We start from the raw sequence: 21,132 nt of genomic DNA, 5'->3' as shown, positions 1-21,132 counted from the left end.
TTTTTACAAATATGAGATGCATCCATTACGTTACAGGTATTGTTTGATGAATTCTCGAATTTTTTTAATTTGAAATTTTTCGGATAATTGACGGATAGCTTGGGAAAATGGTATAAATATCTCATCATTTTGTTCTAGCTGATCGACTTCCTCTAAAAGGTCATTGATTAAGCCTGACATAGCCAGATCGTAGAGGTAGACTAGTTTTTCTTTTGGAGGACTAACAATTTCTGTTGTTTTCACTGATATACTGTTATTATTTTGTTCTTGAATATCAACTATTTTTTGCTGATTTTTAGTAAATTTGATTTGATCGGATTCTGGATAAGTTTGTACGTCTAAATCTATAGTAAAAATACTACCTTGGCCTGGGTTACTCTCGACATTAATCTCGCCACCCATGATCTTGACAAGTTTCTGAGTAATTGCTAAACCCAGTCCAGTTCCTTCCACATAACCAGAGGTGTTATCTAGCTTTTCAAATGGCAAAAATAGTTTAGATAATTGCTCGCTATTCATCCCAATACCCGTGTCTTTTACTTGAAAGCGAATAGTGGTAATCTGTTGGAGTTTATTTGTTGTTTCATTTTTGGCATTTTTCCTTGATTCAAGGACACTAACCTTAAAGGTTACTCCCCCTGTTTCAGTAAATTTAATGCCATTGTCGAGTAAGTTAATCAGCACTTGTCGCAAGCGTTTTTCGTCAACATTAATTGCTCTAGGTAGTCGAGAATTTGCTTGGTAACTATAGGAAATACCCTTTTGTTCTGCTTTCACCTGACAAATTTCCACGATGTCCTTCAATAAGGTACCAAAATCAACCGTTTGGGAGTGGAGTTCTAATTTATCAGCTTCAATTGTACAGAGGTCTAAAATCTCATTGATCAGGCTGAGCAGATTAGAGCCGCACTGCTCGATAATATCAATACCTTTCTTGTCGCTAGCCGTTAGGTTAGTTGATTGTTTCAGGATTTGAGCGTAACCCAAAATACCGTTGAGGGGAGTACGGACTTCGTGGGTGATGTTGGCAAGAAATGTACTTTTAGCACGGTTGGCAGCTTCACTTTGCACTGCTGCTTGAACTGCTGCTTCTTTGGCTTTATGGAGTTCCACTGTCCGTTGCTCAACTCGCTGTTCTAGCTGTCTTTCACTCTCGAGCAGTGCTGCTACTGCTGAGATGCGATCGCTAATATAGATAGCCAGCAATATGGTAAGTAATAGTCCCCCCAACGAAACAGTCCAGGGATACCAGGTTCTTCGACTCCCGATATATTCGGAATTGGGCTTAGACAGAATCAACCATTTCTGTCCTGAGACATCAAGAATTACAGTATGGTGTAACCCATTTCTGAGGCTAGCAAAGTCTTCCTCCTTCAAGTCCTTTGATGCTTTGGGTGTACTAGATGAATAGGTATAGAGCAATCGCTCCTCTGTTGGCGCAGATTCGTGAAACAGGTAAACATCAATCCCCCTCGGTTGTAGATACTCTAAAGCCCTATCTACGACGTCTCCAATCAAAAACGCACTTGAGGCAAAACCTTCCAGATTTTGGCGACGGGATATAACTGAATTAGTAGGTGTATTCTGTCGATAAATTGGCCATAAAATTAGGAATCCTAGTTGGTGCTGGGTGCTTTTATGCATTAATATCATGGGTGGGGTGGCGATCGCTTTGCCACTATCTCGTGATAATTGCAAAGCTTCCAAACTGACAGAATTCGAGGCTAGGTCAAAACCCAACATTGTCTCATTATCGTGGTATGGCTCAACAAAATAGACAGGAAAATACTCTTCTCTGGGTTTAGCCTTAATCAGCTCTCCCTGAGGATTCTGTTCTATAATTTTAAAGTTAGGAAAACCCTCCTGTTTGGCAGCTTGTTCGTAAGCGGCTCGTTGCTCATGGGGTACCCAAGGAATCCACTCTAGGGCTTGAATATCTGAATGATTTGACAAGTAAGGCTTGACAAACGTCCGAAATTCCTGACGAGTCACTTTTTCGGAGGCAGCATAGACCCCAACAATCGATTCCAGTTGTTGTAGATTTTTGTCAAGGCTTCTTTGGAGCAAGGAAACAATATCGGTTGCATCTTGTTCAAACTCTTTTTCGATGGTTTTGTTTTCCAAATTCCAAGTTCCCATGAACGTTAGTAGGGAAAACATAACCCCTGTAAAAATAGTGAGTGCTAGGGGCAGAGAATGGACTGTTTTTTGGAGATTTAGTAGAGTCTTAATTAGTTTGTTTTTATTCATAAAATTTTATTTGTTTAGTCACTTATGGCATCAAGCTTACTGTTTGTAATTAGTCTCTGAAATCTAAAAAATATGCTACAGATAACTTGTTATGAAATTAAAAAGGCATCTTCTGAATTCACTGAATATAGTCTTTAAGAAAATCTCGAATTTTTTTCAACTGAAAATTTTGAGCTAATTCACGGATATGTTGGACAAAATCAATAGTGTTTGGATCGGATTTTTCTAGGTTATCGATTTGTTTTAAAAGGTCATTGATTAAGCCTGCCCTAGCCAGATCGTAAAGTTGGGAAAGTTTCTCGACTGGAGGAGGGACAATCTCTATGGTTTGAGATGAGATGTTTTTCTTCTTTCTACTTCCTCCTTCCTGCTTTGCTTGATAAATCCATTCCAGTTTCAGATGCACTTGTAACATCTCTAGTAGCTTTTCTGCCTCTACTGGTTTAGGCAGAAAATCATCCGCTCCAGCCTCACTACTTTTTTCCTTGTCAGTGTCAAATACACTAGCCGAAGACGCAATCACTACTTTTGAGTGCAATTGGGGGGATTGTCGTAACTGTCGGATCATCTCAAAGCCATCCATCTGTGGCATCAACAAGTCAGTGATAATCAGATCTGGTGGAAATGCTGTGGCTTCCTCTAAAGCCTCTTGACCATTGCTAGCCTCCACTAGTTCAAATCCCAGGGGAGCCAGCATATTGACAATCACCCAGCGATTTTCTTGCTTATCATCCACCACCAGAATTGTGGGTGGCTGACCTTTGAAGCCAATAATCCCTGTGTTAGGAGTCATGGGTTTGGATACAGCTGTGGTTTCTTTTAAGTGCAAATCGAACCAAAACACAGTGCCAATGCCCAACTGGCTGCTTACTTCTAACTTAGACCCCATCATCTGAACCAGTTTCTGAGTAATGGCTAATCCCAATCCCGTCCCTTGTGCTTTATTTAAGGGATTCCCCACCTGCTCAAAAGGCAAAAATATCCGTTCGATTTGTTCCGGACTCATGCCAATACCGGTGTCTTCAATTTTAAATCGAATTGTTGTTAACAGTTCTTGGCTATTGTTGATGTGTCCATTCTCCTTTTCCCTGGATTTAAGGACACTTACTGTAAACTTAATTTCTCCAGTGTCAGTAAACTTAATCCCATTACCCAGTAAGTTAATCAGCACTTGTCGCAGGCGTTTTTGATCAGCATGGATGCCGTTGGGAAGTTCAGAAAGGGGTTGGTAAGTAAACAAAATGTCCTTGTTTTGAACTCGGATTTTGCAGATGTCAATCAGGTTCTGAAGAAAAGACGGAAAATGAAAATCTGTCTGGTAGAGTTCCATTTTACCAGCTTCAATTTTGGACAGGTCTAAAATGTCATTAATCAGGGTGAGCAGATGATTACCACATTGATGGATAATGTCAATCCCCTTGAGAGACTGAGGAGTCAAGGTTTTGGAGCGTTTCAGGATTTGGGTGTAACCGAGGATGCCATTGAGAGGGGTGCGCAGTTCATGGCTCATGTTGGCGAGAAATTCGCTTTTGGCGCGGTTGGCAACTGCGCTTTGCGCCGCAGCGCGAACTGCTGCTTCTTTTGCCTGTTTTAGGTCTTCCTCAGCTTGTTTGCGATCGCTAATATCGGTTCTGATCGCCCAATACTGGTAAGGTTTGTCTCTATCATCCAAGAAAGGTAAGATGGTGGTATCGACCCAGTAATAGGTGCCATCTTTGGCTTTATTTTTAATTTCTCCCCGCCAAACTTGACCACTGGCAATAATTGACCAGAGGTTTCGGAAGAATTCCTTGGGGTGGTAATTGGAATTGATCAGTAGATGGGTTTGTCCAATCAGTTCTTCTCTAGAATATTGAGAGAGCTGACAGAACCGCTCATTGACATCGGTAATTACCCCTTTTTGGTCAGTAATGGCTAGGATTGATCCTTGAGCTAAAGCATACTTGAAATCTGATAATTCTTTGATTGACCTTTGCAATTTTTCCTCTGTTTGTTGTTGTTTAGCAATCTCTTCTATCAGACGTTTATTGAGCTGATCTAGTGTACAAGAAGTACCCTGAGATTCTAGTATTAATCCTACTAGGGGAATAAGGTGGGCAATAATTTTGAGGAAATGGGCGATTTGGAAATGACTGTCGAACAGTGCTTGTGAACCAAAAGCCATGTGGAGTTGGGCGACTGTATCGGGAATAGTACTCACAATTAAGGAGTAAGAGACAAGACTGGGATACCGTTGGTGAAAGCTTGGGTAAATAAAAATGCCAGCAGCAATAAACAGAAGCAATGGCAGGATGTCCCATGGTCGGGTGATAATGGAGTTGGGAAATGTTGTTTCCGGTAGAATCTCGCTGGTTGCACAGATGTGAATTATGCCATAGGCAATCAACCCAAACCCCAAGCTGACAATAATGACAAAACCCAAGCTCCTGGTTTGGTTTTTTTCTACCCAGCTTCTCCTTAAGAAAAGGCTAGTTCCTAGAATCAGGATTAGTGGATTGAAAAGCCGACAGAGTGCCCAGGTAAATGGAATTAAATTCCGATTATCGGCGACAGCATCAATTAAGCGGTCAGCAGCCAGAGTATGAAAGGCATCCATCACACCAGCAAAAAAAAGTGATACGCCGATGATAGGAAGGATTGGGTCTTTAGTGATGCTGTAGTTCGTAAAGGCTAAGCAAACCGTAAAAAACGCTGTACAGACAGCACTCCACTCCAGGAGTGTGTGTACAAAACTTCCGGACAGGACTGAGTACATGGCATCATTAATTTGATGGGGTTCCCATTCAGAGGCTGCCGAGAGGTCAAACAGTTCCTGATGGGTACTAAAATCAACCCCTAATTGATGCAGAAGATAGGGTAAAATGCAGATAAAAATGACTGTCCAAACAAATGGTTTGGGCAATCTAGTTTTGCCGACAAGCCTGGCTTTTATCATAGTTTTTATTCCATAGTTTTCATTCCCAATATGGCTTTCGGTTTGATGAGTGATCAAGATGAGGAAGGTCTTTAGGTAAGACTTGGCTAAATCATGCCACCAATAGGCAATACCAAGTACAGTTCTAGTGCCAGATTCGATTGACTCAGTGATGGAATACCCTAGAGCTGTAATCATTTAGGGTTAGACTCATTGAACAACATGGACTTCTGTGAGGCCAGTTAGATATACCAGTTACATATAGAGTTCCCGACTAGTCCGACCCAAATAACGGCGTTGTAATTGTAGCGGGATGATTTATGGAGATGGGGAAGAGACGGGAAGTGGGGGAAGATACTGCAAGAAGGGCAAGTAACCTGTGAGGCATCTAATCTGAATTAGCACGTAAGCTATCAGCTAATGGGCGATGGGCAAGCTACGCGAACGAGGTTTGTTTTAAGCTGACAGCTGTCAGCTTACATTAGCACTATGAATTAGCACTATGAATTAGCACTATGAATTAGCACTATAAATTAGCACTATAAATTAGCACTATTAATGCTAAAAATTATTTCTCTATCTGCCCCCCTGCTCGAAAACTATGGGTGCTAACGAGCAAGGGAGAGGGCGTTGGAGTTTTTACCGCTTACTCAAAAATAGACAAAAAATAGACAATTTAAGTGCGCGACATCGTCAATTAATCGGTATCCACTGGGAAAACGTAGCCCCTTGACCACAATATTTATTTTCCTCATCAATGAGATTCCAGACGATAACATCTGAAATCTGGAACCGTTTACCAGTGCTAGAAATGCGGACACCTTGATAGTTGCTAATATAGCCCTGGGTTGTCACTTGGTTAAGCAGGCGTAAGCGCTCCTCCCTTTCCATCGGCTCAGCTGAATATTTCGAAGGCATTCGGGTAAATTGGTTCCAATCCATTTCCCACAATTCCAAAGCTTTCCGATTGCCATAGTTGTAAATGGGGTCTGATTCAGTGTTGTGAGAGAGGACGGCAAAGGGAGCTTCAAATAGTGCCTGTGCAATTTCGATAGGTGAGCCACTGGTATCGATTAGAGAACGCCCTGTCCAATGATGAAAGCTATTGATTAGACGTTCGCTCTGGCGAATTACTGGGTCTTGTTGCCAAGGAAATTGGAGCTCAGTGTTCATCGGTTTATTATTGTGCAAAGATTTATCACCCTTAGGGAACTATAGTAATCCAAAACTCTGTGATTCTGAACTCCTGCAACTCCTTGATTACTCCGCTTCCCCAATCAGGGTAAAAGCCGCCCATTCCACTGGATTTGGGTACTGTTTAAGAGTCGTAAGCATGGCTTGACGCAGAGCAACTGCTTTGTCAGGTGTTTGTTGTAGCTGGCGATAGAATTCAATCATCAGGTCAGCTGTGGAGTCATCAGGTACTTTCCAGAGAGAAACAACCACACTGGGTACACCAGCAGCAACTAAAGAACGGGATAATCCAATCACGCCATCACTGGTAACTCTACCGCTACCAGTGTTGCAAGCGCTTAAAACTACTAACTCAGCTCTAAGCTTGAAGTCGAGTATTTCACTGGCGCTGAGAAAACCTTTATCTGTTTTAGTCGGAGCAAGGGCGATCGCTCCTGGTAAACCTAATCTCTGGAAGTCATTCAGTAAGCCGTGAGTAGCTAGATGTATGATCTTTGCCCTTGGCATTTGCTCAACTACTGCTTTCTTGGTGGCTTGATTGCCAATCAGGGCTTGAGTATTGAACATCTCAGCGATCGCTAGCGCTTCTGTTTCTGTTCCAGGAAGAGGGGGCAAACCTTGAGGCATAGTGGGATTACCAATTACTAGCATCTCTTCTCCAGAAACCAGTTGCCGTTGCTGGTTAGTTAAATCCAGCACCTGAATCGAGGGAGCAGTGAGCATAGTATGTTTTTCGATCAGGTATTGACCAGAAGCGTCTTGTAGTGCTGGGAAAGGTACTAGAAACAAAGATTCGTGGGGAATAAAGGTAACACGAGCTTCCGGATTAGTAGGTAAGAGTTCGGCAATTGGTTCAATGAGCAGTTGATGCAGTTGTTTTAATCGTTCAGTTTGACCAGCTCTCTCTGTTTTAGTCAATCTTTCTCTGGGAACTAAATCAACTAGGGCTGGGCTTCTTCTGAAAAAAATCGATTTACGAGTGATACGAACCAATTTGTCAAGAGATGTCTCCAGATTAGTTAAATTAACCTGACTAAAAGCGATTTTACCTGTAGGTTTAATTACCCAAATGTAAAGCTCTTTGTCTTGAAGTTGCCGCACACCTTCGGCTTCGACAACTTCTTTGATAAGAGAGTATAAAACTATTGTCGAGTTTTGTTCTTCGGTAATTTTTTTAATTTGTTTGATGTTCGGAGGGGCAATCGGTTTATTAGTTTTGAGGTTTGGTTCAGACTCTGATAAACCTCTTGCTAATAGTTCAACAAAAGCTCTTGCTCTTCCTCTTTCAGTAATTTCTAGGGCTTGATTGAATTGTTTTCGTTCTACTAAATACTCTTGTAAAGCGCTATAAGTTGTTTGATGAGTTTCAAATATTGATACTCTCTCAAGGTCATTGCTGCCTAAGTTTGACCGCAAAGACTCCCAAATTTCAATGGCAGCAAATAGAGCCTCATTTGCTTCTTGAGGATTTCCGGCTTTGTAGAGAGCATCACCTAAGTTGCTTAAAGCTCGTCCCTTGGCGTGGCGATCACCTAGTTGCTTGGCAATTTTTAAACTTTGGCGTTGGTAGTTTACTGCTTGGTTGTAGTCTTCTAGAGCATAGTAAATTATTCCCAAATTTTCTAGGGCTACTAACTCTCCATAGTTATCTTGCAGTTTTTGTGCGATCGCTAAACTCTGCTGAGAGTATTCAATTGCTTGGTTATAGTTGGTCAGGGTATAGTACAGCAAGCTCAAATTAGATAATGCTCTTGCCTTTCCAGGTAGGTTATCGGATGTTTTAGCGATCGCTAAACTTTTTTCTTTGTATTCAAGTGCTTTGGTATATTGCTTCTTAGCGTAGTAAGCCAATCCGAGATTGCTTACTATATTCCTTTCCATCTCAGAATCATTGGTTGAGTTTACTAGTTCTAGACCCTGTTTATAGTATTCAATAGCTTTGTCATAGTTTCCTATTGCGCCATAAGCGGCTCCTAAACCACTAAAAGCTTGTGGTTTTCTTCTTAAGTTTGGGTCTGATTGGGCAAGATTAAAATGCTGCTTATGATAGTCTATAGCTTTGCCATAGTCTCCCAAAATATAGTGAGTTACTCCGAGGTTATGTAAAGCTTTTGCTTCTCGCAATTTATCGCCAAATTTTCGTGCAAATTCTAAGTTTTTATGATAGCATTCGGCCGCTTTATTGTAATCTTTTGCAGCAACTTGTAATGAAAATCCTTGAGAATTTATGAGTAATTGTTCTTCTGCCAGACACTCTCGAATTTCCAGTACCAGGATTGTCAGTCGTTCTAGTTCCATTGCTTGAGTCTTGTTTGACCTCTTGCTCTGATTGACCGCCAAATCTGATCGATTAACCTGGGTTGGCAAGGCAGAGTTTTGATTGTCTGACCTTCCTGATGGTGTTGTTGGGGAAGGATTTGAAGGATTTACAGGATTTACAGGTTCAAGAATTACTGTTGTTGGAGGTTGTGGTGGTGGTAGTGGTTGACTATCTAACTGTGGTTCTGGTGGTAGCGGTGGTAATGGCTTTGGGTCGATGACTGAAGGAGGTTCAATCGTGGGTGGCTCTATAGCCACCAAAGGTGGAGGTTCAGGTGGCTGTGAGACTAGAGAGTCTGAACTTGTTGTAGTGAAATTCTGCTTTCCGAAACCTAGAATGGAAGTAATAGTAGAAGTATCTTTTTCCTTACCAGCACTAGTATCTATTCCAGCACCCGTGCTACTGATGATACTAATCTCCCCACCAGTAACATTTTCTGTATTGATGTCACTACCAGCAACAAGAGTAACATTGCCACTCTCACCATTACTACTAGCAGCATTTATATCACCAGCATTAATACTTCCCTCGGTAGCGAATAATTGAACCTCTCCTCCTTTACCTTCCACAGAGGAAGAATCAACTACCCCAGCACTAGTATCAATACTTCCTCTATCGCTAACAGCAGTAATATCACCACCATTACCATTATTACTGGAAGCATTGAGACTCCCGGTAGTGATATTACCTTCTGCTTTCAGGTCAATATTTCCACTATCACCACTTACCGCCGTTGAATCCAGTGTGCCACTACTAGTATCAATCTCTCCTTGTCTACTATTGAGGAAAATTCTTCCACCATCGGAAGTAATTGATGCTGTCCGAATATTACCTTCTGCTTCAATAACTACTTGCTGACCAGCACTGATATCCTGCACCACCACATCGCCATCTTCGACCTGGATACCAGAACCGATCAGTTGTACGGTACCATCACGATTTACCTCAATTGCTGTAGCATCACCGCCGCCAACTGTCAGCAGTTCCGGTAGGGAAAGGGGAGTGAAGGGAACAGTGGCAGAGGGGGAAACTTCTAAACTCAGAATATTACCTCGCTGGGAAATACGGAGTAAATTTTTTCCAGGCACAGCCTCAATAGTAACTTGACCACCAGGGGCAGTAAGAGTGCCATTACTGATCACAGTACCACCTACTAAGGTTAAATTCTGCCCCTCTTTAACTGCTAAATCCGCTAAATTGATGATCCCACCTGGTTGGGAAACAGCAAAATCAAAAGTATTGGGCTTGCCTACCAAAGAAGCATAGTCATTGCTACCAAAGGCGTTAAACCACTCGCCATCAAAACCAATACCAGTAGCGGTGGTGGCGGTAAAAGAAGCAGGTAAATCGATGCTGGCACCAGCACCAAAGACAATCCCGGCGGGGTTGATCAGGAATAAATTGGAATTACCCCCTGTAACCTGGATTAAGCCATTAATTACAGAAGCATCACCACCAGTGACTCGCCCTAGGATATTTTCGATATTAGGATTAGAGAGAAAGTTGGCAATCTGACCTTCACTCAGACCAAATTTCTGGAAGCTGTGAAAGAGATTCGCACCATCTCCCGACAGCTTACCGCCATCAATGTTGAATTGGTTACCCTCAGGGTTGACAACAGTACCAGTACCATCGTTGGCTTCAACTATCGGTTGCGCCTGCACAGGGGTTGGCAACGGGCAACAGGTCAAATAGGTTGAAGAACAAACAAGCAGGAAAAACTTACTTGCTGCCCATTTTCCCTTACCGATGATCTTGGTCAACAGGTTAAGACAGCTCAATGTTAGTCTCATAAGTTATGGAATTTATAGGGAATCTGGGTCGAATACACCCTTTTCAACAAAGTAGACCTAGATTGAACGGGAGTGACTAGAGCGGGTTTGGTATCAAAGCTCTACTGCTCTCTTGGTGCGCGTTCACGCTTGTCGGGAAAGCCGACCGGGGTCGCACCGCTTCATTCTTTGGGAGAAATCCGCTTTGGGATGAGGACACTTAGTTTAATCTTTGGGAAATATCGAGCATGTCAGTTTCCTTTAAACTATGTATTAATCAGGGCTAATGCCTCCCTTTTATGCAGAGTTTTGGTTTTTGTTACAAAACTTTACATACTTGACTTTACATATTAAACTATATATAATTGAGTGTAAACCCATACTCTAGGGCGTGTCTGCTTGCCTCAATAGCCCTAAACCAATAATTACTCCAACTCCTGTTAGTCTAAAAAATCTTATTTAACTTCGATTACCTAGCAGTTGATCCCGCAGCTGCTTAATGCGATCGCGTAACTTGGCTGCCGTTTCAAATTCCAAGGTCTTTGCTGCTTCCTTCATCTGTTCTTCTAACTGATTAATCAACTCCGGAATCTTCTCCAAAGGTACATCATCCACCTGTTCAAACACCGCTTCCAACTGTTGGGAATTCAACCGTCGGGAGACATCCAAAAATGTCAAAATCGGATTGTTGGCGGTTTTGCGAATCGGCTGTGGTACAATGTTATTTTTGATATTATATTCAATTTGAATCTTACGACGGCGATTAGTCTCATCAATCGCTTTTCTCATGCTTTTTGTAAGGGTATCAGCATACATAATGGCTTGCCCTCGGACATGACGTGCTGCTCTGCCTATAGTTTGAATAAGCGATCGCTCTGCCCTGAGGAACCCTTCCTTATCCGCATCCAAAATTGCTACCAGAGAGACTTCCGGCAAATCTAACCCTTCTCGCAACAAGTTAACCCCAACCAATACATCAAATTCACCCTGGCGCAACGCCTGCAAGATTTCAATCCGTTCAATAGAGTTAATATCCGAGTGTAAGTAGCTTACCCGAATATCCCGTTCTTGCAGATAGTCTGTCAAATCCTCAGCCATGCGCTTGGTTAAGGTTGTTATCAGCACCCTTTCCTGACAATCCACCCGCTGCTTAATCTCAGCCAACAAATCATCTACTTGACCTGCTGTAGGACGAACAAAGATTTCTGGGTCAAGCACTCCGGTAGGACGAATGATCTGTTCCACGACTCGTCCTTGAGATTCTTCCATCTCCCAATCCCCAGGAGTAGCAGAGACAAAAATACACTGATTCACCTTTGCCCAGAATTCCTCTGCCTTCAGGGGTCGATTATCTGCTGCACTGGGTAAGCGAAAGCCATGGTCAATCAACACTTGCTTTCGAGCGCGATCGCCATTGTACATTCCCCGAATTTGCGGCACCGTAACATGGGATTCATCCACTACCAAAAGCCAATCTTCGGGAAAATAATCTATCAAACACTCTGGTGGTTCCCCAAGCTGGCGTCCAGCCAAGTGACGAGAATAGTTTTCCACACCATTGCAGTAACCAATTTCGAGCAACATTTCCAAATCATAGCGGGTACGCTGTTCCAACCGTTGCGCTTCTAGCAAGTTCCCAGCTTGCTGCAATTGAGCCAAACGTTCCTCAAGTTCTGCCTTAATAGCGTTACAAGCTTCTTCCAACCGTTCATCGGGAGTAACAAAGTGACGAGCAGGGTAAATATTTACTCCCTCTACACTTTGGCAAATCCCACCCGTAACTGGGTCAACGTAGTGAATAGCATCAATTTCATCTCCGAAGAATTCTACCCGAATAATTCGGTCTTCATAAGCCGGACCAATTTCTAAAACATCCCCCTTCAGACGGAACCTTCCGCGTCCCAAGTCTAAATCATTCCGGGAATACTGTACTGAGACTAAATCCCGTAAGAGTTGGCGTTGGTCAACTTCGGTATTCACCCGCAGAGGAATCGAGGCTTTTAAGTATTCTGAGGGGATACCCAAGCCATAGATACAGCTAATGGAAGCCACCACAATTACATCCCGCCGTTCAAAAAGCGATCGCGTAGCTGAGTGCCTCAGCATATCAATTTCATCATTAATTGACGCGGTTTTCTCGATGTACGTGTCAGTGACCGGGATATAAGCTTCCGGCTGGTAGTAATCATAGTAGGAAATGAAATACTCCACCGCGTTATCGGGAAAAAACCCCCGCAATTCGTTACATAACTGGGCAGCCAAGGTTTTGTTGTGGGCAAGTACTAGGGTAGGTTTGCCGACTTTTTCAATTACCGATGCCACGGAGAAAGTCTTGCCTGTTCCTGTAGCACCCAGTAGAGTTTGGATACGGTTGCCAGCCTTGAGGTAAGTGGTGAGTTGGGAAATAGCTTGGGGTTGATCCCCTGTTGGTTGAAAAGGGGCTTCGAGGTTAAATAGCATCTTAGACGCTTCTGGCACAGCTAAAAAAAATCCGTATAAATACTATCTATAATTTCATCATAATTTTTCTACATTTATAGGTAGTGATGGATAGATTATTACCCAAAGTCAATAGATAGTTTTAAGACTTGTCCAAAATCCGGAGGGGAGGATAAAAACTATCTGGTTAACTGCTAATCCCTTAAAGGGTGATCCTTACGGATAAAGGATAATAGGTCATGGGTAATGATTAATGGGTAATTATACCAATTTTATAGCCATCACCGTTTATCATTTACCATCGACTCTCCCATCTTTAAGTGGAGAGCATTTTTATCTTATCCTTAATCAGCTAAGCTTTTTTGAACCAATACTTATTAATTTAGGATTAAAAATATTGAATATATTCGCAATTATTAGGCAATACTAGCAATTTTATAAAAAAATTACACATATTAATTCTAAAATTTTGTAATGGTTAATCGATAATAACGAAGGGTATTATTAGTAACGATTAAACCTGATAACGACCCAATTAGTATCGATAAGTCTATGTGGTATTAATTTTAAAATAAATCAAGTCTAAACTCCAGGAAGTTTGATTAATTTAATCTCAACATAAAAAACTTTTTTTTAGTAATTATGAACTATAGAAATGCTAGTCAGCGGATTGAAATATTGCTAGTGGAAGACAATCCTGGTGACTTAGATCTGACCAAAGCTACTTTACAAAATAGCAATATTCGCAACAATATCCAGACGTTTACCAATGGTAAGGAAGCTATGGCATTTCTACGTCGAGAGTCCCCTTATACTAAGGCACCCCGTCCCGACGTAATTTTGCTGGATTTGAATCTACCAGTGATGGATGGTCGTGAAGTGTTAGCACAGATCAAATCAGACCCAAACTTGAGTCTGATTCCCGTGATTATTCTCACCAGCTCAGATTCTGACCAGGACATCCTCACAAGCTACAAGCTAAACGCCAATGCCTACGTCACTAAGCCCCTTGAATTAGAGCAGTTTCTTAAAGTATTGAAGTCAATTGAAAACTTCTGGCTAAGTATTGTTAAACTGCCACCCAAAAATTAAGCATTGCCAATTCCTGAACTTGATTGGGTAATAGGTAATAGGTAATAGATAAGGGATAATTGGTAGTTGGCGATTACCAATTATCCCTTATCTATTACCAAAAATTCCGATAATATTTGAGCAGTGATTAATCGGACTTGATAGTAATAGTCAATTGGCAATTAACAATTTTCAATTGCTGTTGGTATACTACAAATCTTCACTGAGAACTTCATGGAAAGCAAACCCAGGGGCAGCCAGTACAAACACAATGGTAGGAAGACCAGCAGTTTTTAGCTGTAAGCTTTCGTAATATTGAGTAAACTTATCGTCTGGTATAGCCATACCCATAAAGATTAAGTCAGCATCAGCGGATGACTCATGAAGAATAGTATTAAAAGAACGCCCTTCGGAAACCAGCACCTGACAAACAACCCCAATCCGCAACTGTTTCACCCAATTACTTAGGTTTGCCCGTGCCGCTTGAGCTGCTATTTCATTAGGAAGCACCAACTTGAGGTAAATCTCAGCATTTTGCCACTTCAGGTCACTGCGCAATAGATAGGCAAGGAGCAACATCAGGCTACCATTGGCTTGCTTACCGCCCCACCAAACATCAATCCGTTGACGACTACCGAAACCCTGCTCCCGATTTTCCCGCAGAATCACTACATTACGCTTTGCCTGGTGTATGTGAGTAATCAAGCGACAGTAAGGCTGGCGACGGCTAAGGGTTTCGTTATCCCCCAGTAAAACTGTATTGGGAACTAGTGGTCCTATACCGTAAGTTTCCACCAGTTGCCGGGCTCCGGTAAAGGGATCCGGTGCTGTTACCAAGCGCACTAGAGCTTGTACACTACGCCGTTCCAGATACTCACTGATGGTTTGTTCTAACTTTGCCTGCTTAGCAACACTATGGGAACTACTGGGTAAAATACTCGAAACGGTCACTAAACCGCGATTATGGGTCAGAGCATCGGCTAACTCTATCAAAGACCATCGTTTAGTGGGAGCTCCCGACAGCACCAAGATGTGGGGTCGCCAGTTTTTGGGATCAGGGTGATGACTAATCTGAAAAATACCAGTGCGCAACAGTGCCATCCAAATGCCCCGGCGTACATCCCCCCAAGCCGTGCGCAGTTCCCGCTGCTGTAACCAAAGGTAAACCCCTAAGACAATAACAGCTGCTGCCACTGTGGCAAAGGCATTGATCAAAAACATTACGATCAGGCAACCCAATGCCCCTAACAGTGACAGAAACCAGTTAACTTTAAAGGAGGGTCGGAACGAAGGACTTTGCAAAAAGCCCTCAATGGCAGCTGCTACATTCAACACCAGATAGGTGGTCAGAAAGAACATACTTAGCACTGGTGCAATGATATCTAATTGACCAAGGCAAACTGCTGCAGTAGCGATTCCCAACGTTACAGCGGTACCAATCCGTGGTTCATCATCTCGTCCACTACCCGTACCTAGAAATCGCATCCAACGGGGTAATACCCCATCTCTAGCTAGTGCCTGTAAAATCCGGGGAGCACCCAGAATACTCCCTAAGGCACTGCTGAGAGTAGCACCCCATACCCCGAGTAGGATTGACGGACCCCAAAATGCCATCTGCCTCATAATCAGAGGATTGGCAATTAGGGCATCTCCCCCCACCCGCATCGATAGAATAATTGGTACGATCATATAAACGGCATATCCTGTGCCTACTGCTGCCAGAGTACCGATGGGAATGGCGCGGATGGGGTTGCGTAGATCACCGGACATATTCACCCCAGCCATGATACCGGTCACGGCAGGGAAGAAGACAGCAAAGACACCCCAGAAGGATTCTTTGGAGGTCACCCACAGCTCAACATTAGCTACATCATAAGGGTAATCATGGTTACCGACGAACAGAGCAATCAGGGATAGCACTATCGCAGCCATAATAAAGTATTGAATGCGGATGGCGAGGCTAGCGGAAGTCAAAGCCAGTATTGCCACTAAAATAGTAGTAATTAGCGCTACATAAAGCTGGTTGAGGTGGGGAAAGGTCTGAACTACGCTCTCGGCAAAACCAATAGTGTATAAGGCGACTGAGAGAGCTTGGGCAAAGTAAAGGGGAATTCCTACGGCACCGCCAGTTTCAATTCCTAGGGAACGGCTAATCATGTAATACGCACCACCAGCCCTAACAATGCGGTCAGTTGCGATCGCAGAAATAGACAGAGCCGTCAAAAAGGTAATACTGGTGGAGAGGGTAACAATGATGAGGGTACCCACTAAACCAACATTACCAAGTACCCAACCAAAGCGCAGGTACATAATAACCCCCAGGATGGTCAGAATCGACGGAGTATAGACCCCACCGAATGTTCCCAAACCTGAAGTTTTTTCCTGAGTAGGCTCGACAACAGAAGATGAGCGGCGACCAAACAGTAACTTCATATGTCTAAAACACGAATATAGTGCATTAAGCTAATCTGAATATAGGGAATAGGGAATAGAGAACAGAGATTTTCATTCCTTTGGTGTCGGCGAAACGCCCATGGGTTTCTGACTTGAAAATAGCCCTGAGGCCAAGCAAGTGCGAAGCGTCCTAAGTGAAATACCAGAGATGTTCATACTTTGTTGTAAATGCATTGTTGATGGGGGTATAGCTGGAAAATTTTTCAAGCCCTTGACAGACAATGCCAGTTGGTGAATTGATAATGGTTCATGAACAGCTCCACCAGTTCTACACCCAAGCCACCGACATTGCAACTCAAGGATGTTACAACGTTGGTAGCCTGGGCTTTTGGTTCAACATTGGATGAATTTCACACCACAGGACTAACTGCTGTCATGGGGTTTTGGGCAAACAAGTAGAAACTGCTAATGAAACGAAGAGAACAGAAACGATAGTCTTTTAATCTGACAGTCTTTTAAGCTGACTACAGAATTAACTTGCTAAATTCCCAACTTTATGCACCCCAATCACGAATTTAAGACATTTTTTGCTCAATGACCAATAATTACCCAACTAAACGGGCAAGGGGTCTCCCGTTATAATCTCCCATTTAACGGGGAACGAAGTTACCGTAAGACAGGCTCGCCTTATTTCATATAACTTAAACTTATGACTCACAGACTGTCGCTTATAAAGGCGAGCCTGTCTAAGGTTTCGTCTCCGGGGAATTGCCCGACAGCGTCTGGAAGTTCTAAACAGAAGATTGATATGCAGGTCACCCTGCGCGATTGGCCTACGGCCACGCTTTCGGCAGAGCCGACGCTGCTTGAGGTGCGAACGTAAGTGGTACAATAGCATAGTGATATTAACGTACTGCTACAGAATCAAACCAAGTCCCGAACAGATAGCCATCATGGAAAGGTGGCTCGAATTGTTGCGTCGTCACTGGAACTATGCTCTAGGGCAACGACTTGATTGGCTCCATCGGACTCGCTCACCGATTGATAGATGTAGCTTGATTAGTGAGCCGATAGGTGTTATTCCAGAAGCGGTCAACTATTACACCCAACAGGCAGCTCTCAAGGAAACTAAACGGCTATTCCCTGATTACAAACAAATCTACGCAGAAACTCAGCAGGTTAACCTACAACGGCTCAACAAAGCATGGGATAGATGGCGGAAGCCGGTGAAGCATGGGTTACGCGGGGGAAGACCTCGCTTCAAGAAACAAGGTCAATTAAGGTCATTCGTGTTTCCACGTGTGAACAGCCCGCGTGCGGGGGCGCATCTAAAAGATGGCTTTCTATTGCTCAGTCGCATTGGTCAAATACCTGTGGTCATGCATAGACCAATACCAGATGGATTTACTCTTAAACAGTGTACTGTCGTCAAAAAGGCTAATGGTTGGTATTGTTGCATTTCCATGAAAGATGATACCGTACCTGAGCTGTTACCTGTGGATTCGGTTAGATCTGCTGTCGGTATCGACGTTGGCTTAGAAAAATTTTTAACCACCTCAGACGGTGAAGCTATCCCTATTCCTCAGTTTTATCGTAAGGCTCAAAACAAATTGGCTTTAGCTCAACAAGTAATGTCGCGCCGTGTCAAGGGGTCTAAAAACTGGGAAAAAGCCAAAAAGAAAGTGGCTTTATTGCATCTTCATTTAACCCGTTGCCGAAAAGAATTTCATTATCAAGTTGCTCATTGGTTATGCAGTAAATACGACCATTATGCTCACGAAAATTTAAATATCAAAGGACTCGCAAGAACTAAACTAGCTAAATCAATACATGATGCAGCCTGGGGCGCATTCCTGGAGATATTACAAGCAGTAGCGGTAAGACGCGGTTTGTTAGTCCAGGAAGTTAATCCACGGGGAACAAGTATTGAGTGTTCTAATTGTGGCTCATTAGTTGAAAAAAGTTTAAGTAATCGCGTTCATCACTGTTCCAGTTGTAAGGTCAAAATTGACAGGGACTGGAACAGTGGCATCAACATTTTAAATCGTGGATTATTGGCGGTTGGACTGCCGCTCAATGGCTGTGGTAAATTGGCACAAGATGCCGTCGAGCAGCAAGTCTCATTTGTAAATCTGAGAAGCCCACATCATAATCTTTGATTTGATGTGGGAGTAGTCACTATGGGTAATATCAACTCCGGTTAATCACTTCGTTGATCAATCCAGTCTTCAAGAAGAGCGGCAGTATGTTGTACTTAACCGGACAATTCTATGTAGAATTCTGTTGGGCTAGATAGTCAGCCCACAGCCTGCGATACCATTCAACTGTAGCGTGAATGACAATAAGCACTATGGAGCCTGATTCTCTACCGACAGAGTTAATTTTGACCCACCCACGTCAGACCATTGGCAATGTTCAACTGGATTGGATACCTCAACCCGGTAACTATCTCGACTTTAAAGGTAAAACCTACACAGTTTTAGAGCGCCGCCACCGCTACTGTCTTAAGTCAGGGCGCTATCGTTTGCATAAAATTGCTCTGTATGTGCAGTCTTTTGGACACCCTAGTGAAAAAAGCCTGCTCCAGGGGCGTTGGGTGATTGGGGATGCCAGCTGTTATTTCAATGCTCACTCTGAATTGATTCGTTGTGCAGTCAATCCAGACGGACCCTGTGATTCTTGCCGCTTTTACGAACCCTTGAAAACCGGAACTAACTAACTAAGGATTACCTAGAACTTCTCCTACTTCTAAACGCATACCATTGGCAAAATCCCAAGCAGATTGAGCACGTTTGCCAGCTAATTGCACTTGCTGCAACAACAACAGTCCATTTCCAGTTTGAATAATTGGACCGATTGCCTTGGCAATCTTGACAACTTCTCCAGGACGACCTGAACCAACATCAAGATTAGACCACTCCTGCGATCGCATTTTTAACTGTGAAGGCAACTCGGATAAGTAAGCCGAATCTAAGGGAACAGTGGCACTGATTTTCAGAGATTTACCCCGAAATGAGGTGACACAGTTTGGGAAAAATCCCCGGATCTGATTGTGTAACTCCAAGTTAGAGCGTGACCAATCTAGGCCATAATCTGACTTTTGAATCAGTGGTGCATAGGTAGCCAATGAGTCATCTTGAGGAATTGGTTGGATGTCCTGTAACTCTTGCTTGAGGAGGGTTTCAATCAGCAAATCAGCTCCCAAATTGCTCAGAGTTTGTGCCAAATCCTCGGCATTATCCAATAGTCTAATTGGTGTATATGCTTTCAAGAGCATTGCTCCAGTATCCATTCCAGCATCCATCAACATCGTTGTGATGCCCGTTTGGGCTTCACCATTATAAAGACACCACTGGATCGGAGCTGCTCCCCTATACTTAGGCAAAATTGAGCCATGTACATTGATACAACCTCCCGTAGGCATATCCAAAATCTCTTGGGAGAGAATCTGCCCATAGGCAACCACGACAAAAGCATCAGCCTTTACCTGCCTTAGCTGAGTTAGGGTTTCCCTATGCTTTTTCAGGCGCTGCGGTTGCCAAACTGGTAGTTGATGTGCTAATGCTATTGATTTCACTGGGGAAGGAATCAGCTGGTTACCACGTCCTCGACGCTTATCTGGCTGAGTCACCACACCCACCACCTCAAATTCAGGATGGTTCAACAAACCTTCCAAACAAGGTAGAGCAAATTGGGGAGTACCAAAGAATACAACTCGCATCTAGAAATTACCAATAACTAATGGGTTGAAGGTTAGCTGGTTGAAGGTTAGCTGGTTGAAGGTTAGCTGGTTGAAGGTTAGCTGGTTGAACGCGCACGCGTGGCCTTTTGGCCAAGGTTAGCTGGTTGAAGGTTAGCTGGTTGAAGGTTAGCTGGTTGAAAGTTAGCTGGTTATACATCCAGATTTGAGTTGTTAAGGCTCTAATCTTCAACCTACCCTACAAGGGACGCCCAAGGGAAACAACCAAATAACTTTCAACCAAATAACCTTCTAACCTTATAACTAATGACTAATCCACAGCAATTTCCACCCTACGATTGCGTTGCTGATTAACCTCAGTATCATTAGCTACCAGAGGACGAGTTTCTCCGTAGCCAATAATCAGCCAACGGTATGAATCGTCTAAAGCGCTACTAAGATACTGCTGAACTGCTTTGGCACGCTCAAATGAAAGGTTTCGATTCTCTTTGGCTTCGCGGGGGTTGTCGGTGTGGATAGCAATTCGGATTGTACTACTGGGATAGGCTTGCAAATCTGTGACAATTTTGTCTAGGATCAAACCTGCTTCTGGACGTAACTTACTGTTTCTTTCCTGAAATAAAATATCACTGGGCAACGTGACTTTCAACTTGTCGGCAGCCGAGGCAGCTAGTCGATTGCCATTGCTATTACCAACTAATGGAGCATTGCTACTTGGAGTCGATGGTTCCTTCAGAAGCAAAGTGATCCCTTGGATGCGCCTTTCAAGAGATTCATTCCCTCCCGAGGTTCCCAATTGAGTTTCCAACATTGTCACGTCCTCACTCAATCTCTTCAGTCGCTTGTCTAAATCACTTAGCTGAGCTTTGACCTGGACTCTTTGAACCGGTGTCAATTGTTTTAGTAGATTGGCTTCCGTTGGTTCCCGAATTGAACTAAAATTGAAAAACGCTGATTCTCGCTTGTTATCCAGATGCTCCAGTAATTTTAAGATCAGGGGTTTTTCTGGATTCGGGTTAGGGTAACCATTGGCAACAACAATGCCAAATATCACGGCCAAGCCACTCCCTACGCCTAG

At 43.2% G+C, this 21,132-nt stretch carries 13 protein-coding genes; 4 read left to right on the top strand and 9 right to left on the bottom strand.

Annotated features, from left to right (window positions below; translation table 11 throughout):
* Positions 1 to 30 precede the first annotated feature (30 nt).
* From F6J90_RS03660 to uvrB, 5 genes are all read right to left on the bottom strand, one after another.
* Positions 31 to 2,250: a CHASE domain-containing protein gene (locus F6J90_RS03660; protein ID WP_293091130.1), complete on the bottom strand. Its 2,220-nt coding sequence runs from the start codon at positions 2,248 to 2,250 to the stop codon at positions 31 to 33.
* Positions 2,251 to 2,368: 118 nt separating this feature from the next.
* Positions 2,369 to 5,362 (bottom strand): response regulator, encoded by a 2,994-nt coding sequence (locus F6J90_RS03655; RefSeq protein ID WP_293091129.1) that lies wholly within the window; start codon positions 5,360 to 5,362, stop codon positions 2,369 to 2,371.
* Positions 5,363 to 5,857: 495 nt separating this feature from the next.
* Entirely contained in the window at positions 5,858 to 6,337 is a 480-nt protein-coding gene (locus F6J90_RS03650) for an MEKHLA domain-containing protein (protein WP_293091128.1), read from the bottom strand.
* Positions 6,338 to 6,424: 87 nt separating this feature from the next.
* Complete coding sequence (locus F6J90_RS03645) at positions 6,425 to 10,441, bottom strand: CHAT domain-containing protein (protein ID WP_293091127.1); 4,017 nt, start codon at positions 10,439 to 10,441, stop codon at positions 6,425 to 6,427.
* Positions 10,442 to 10,909: 468 nt separating this feature from the next.
* On the bottom strand, positions 10,910 to 12,910 hold the full coding sequence (gene uvrB / locus F6J90_RS03640) for an excinuclease ABC subunit UvrB (protein ID WP_293091126.1): 2,001 nt from the start codon (positions 12,908 to 12,910) through the stop codon (positions 10,910 to 10,912).
* Between the two features lie 621 nt (positions 12,911 to 13,531).
* On the opposite strand from uvrB, the gene F6J90_RS03635 reads away from it, so the two are divergent.
* The gene (locus F6J90_RS03635) at positions 13,532 to 13,981 is read left to right on the top strand and encodes a response regulator (protein ID WP_293091125.1); all 450 of its coding nucleotides are present in this window, start codon (positions 13,532 to 13,534) and stop codon (positions 13,979 to 13,981) included.
* Positions 13,982 to 14,170: 189 nt separating this feature from the next.
* Here the strand turns inward: F6J90_RS03635 and F6J90_RS03630 are convergent, their stop codons facing one another.
* Positions 14,171 to 16,393 (bottom strand): Na-K-Cl cotransporter, encoded by a 2,223-nt coding sequence (locus tag F6J90_RS03630; protein ID WP_293091124.1) that lies wholly within the window; start codon positions 16,391 to 16,393, stop codon positions 14,171 to 14,173.
* Positions 16,394 to 16,663: 270 nt separating this feature from the next.
* Here F6J90_RS03630 and F6J90_RS03625 point away from each other — a divergent pair, with 270 nt between their 5' ends.
* From F6J90_RS03625 to F6J90_RS03615, 3 genes are all read left to right on the top strand, one after another.
* Complete coding sequence (locus F6J90_RS03625) at positions 16,664 to 16,813, top strand: hypothetical protein (RefSeq protein WP_293091123.1); 150 nt, start codon at positions 16,664 to 16,666, stop codon at positions 16,811 to 16,813.
* Positions 16,814 to 17,253: 440 nt separating this feature from the next.
* Positions 17,254 to 18,513, top strand: coding sequence for a transposase (locus F6J90_RS03620; protein WP_293091122.1), 1,260 nt, complete (start codon positions 17,254 to 17,256; stop codon positions 18,511 to 18,513).
* Positions 18,514 to 18,704: 191 nt separating this feature from the next.
* Positions 18,705 to 19,073, top strand: coding sequence for a DUF6464 family protein (locus F6J90_RS03615; protein WP_293091844.1), 369 nt, complete (start codon positions 18,705 to 18,707; stop codon positions 19,071 to 19,073).
* Here F6J90_RS03615 and fmt read toward each other — a convergent pair whose 3' ends face one another.
* The 3 genes from fmt to F6J90_RS03600 form a co-directional block, all read right to left on the bottom strand.
* The gene (fmt, locus tag F6J90_RS03610; protein WP_293091121.1) at positions 19,074 to 20,075 is read right to left on the bottom strand and encodes a methionyl-tRNA formyltransferase; all 1,002 of its coding nucleotides are present in this window, start codon (positions 20,073 to 20,075) and stop codon (positions 19,074 to 19,076) included.
* 7 nt (positions 20,076 to 20,082) lie between these two features.
* Positions 20,083 to 20,286, bottom strand: a complete 204-nt coding sequence (locus tag F6J90_RS03605) for a hypothetical protein (protein WP_293091120.1) — start codon at positions 20,284 to 20,286, stop codon at positions 20,083 to 20,085.
* 78 nt (positions 20,287 to 20,364) lie between these two features.
* A complete protein-coding gene (locus F6J90_RS03600) occupies positions 20,365 to 21,108 on the bottom strand; it encodes an OmpA family protein (protein WP_293091119.1) in 744 nt (247 codons plus the stop codon).
* Positions 21,109 to 21,132 lie beyond the last annotated feature (24 nt).

This window comes from Moorena sp. SIOASIH (assembly GCF_010671925.1).
Taxonomy (GTDB): Bacteria; Cyanobacteriota; Cyanobacteriia; order Cyanobacteriales; family Coleofasciculaceae; genus Moorena.
This window is presented reverse-complemented; position numbering and strand designations above follow the sequence as displayed.

What these genes read in the sequence shown, in the direction of transcription:
- fmt (WP_293091121.1), bottom strand. Translation starts at nt 20,075, where the DNA reads ATGCGAGTTGTATTCTTTGGTACTCCCCAATTTGCTCTACCTTGTTTG.
- F6J90_RS03660 (WP_293091130.1), bottom strand. Translation starts at nt 2,250, where the DNA reads ATGAATAAAAACAAACTAATTAAGACTCTACTAAATCTCCAAAAAACA.
- F6J90_RS03615 (WP_293091844.1), top strand. Translation starts at nt 18,705, where the DNA reads ATGGAGCCTGATTCTCTACCGACAGAGTTAATTTTGACCCACCCACGT.
- F6J90_RS03655 (WP_293091129.1), bottom strand. Translation starts at nt 5,362, where the DNA reads ATGATTACAGCTCTAGGGTATTCCATCACTGAGTCAATCGAATCTGGC.
- F6J90_RS03630 (WP_293091124.1), bottom strand. Translation starts at nt 16,393, where the DNA reads ATGAAGTTACTGTTTGGTCGCCGCTCATCTTCTGTTGTCGAGCCTACT.
- F6J90_RS03625 (WP_293091123.1), top strand. Translation starts at nt 16,664, where the DNA reads ATGAACAGCTCCACCAGTTCTACACCCAAGCCACCGACATTGCAACTC.
- F6J90_RS03635 (WP_293091125.1), top strand. Translation starts at nt 13,532, where the DNA reads ATGAACTATAGAAATGCTAGTCAGCGGATTGAAATATTGCTAGTGGAA.
- F6J90_RS03650 (WP_293091128.1), bottom strand. Translation starts at nt 6,337, where the DNA reads ATGAACACTGAGCTCCAATTTCCTTGGCAACAAGACCCAGTAATTCGC.
- uvrB (WP_293091126.1), bottom strand. Translation starts at nt 12,910, where the DNA reads ATGCTATTTAACCTCGAAGCCCCTTTTCAACCAACAGGGGATCAACCC.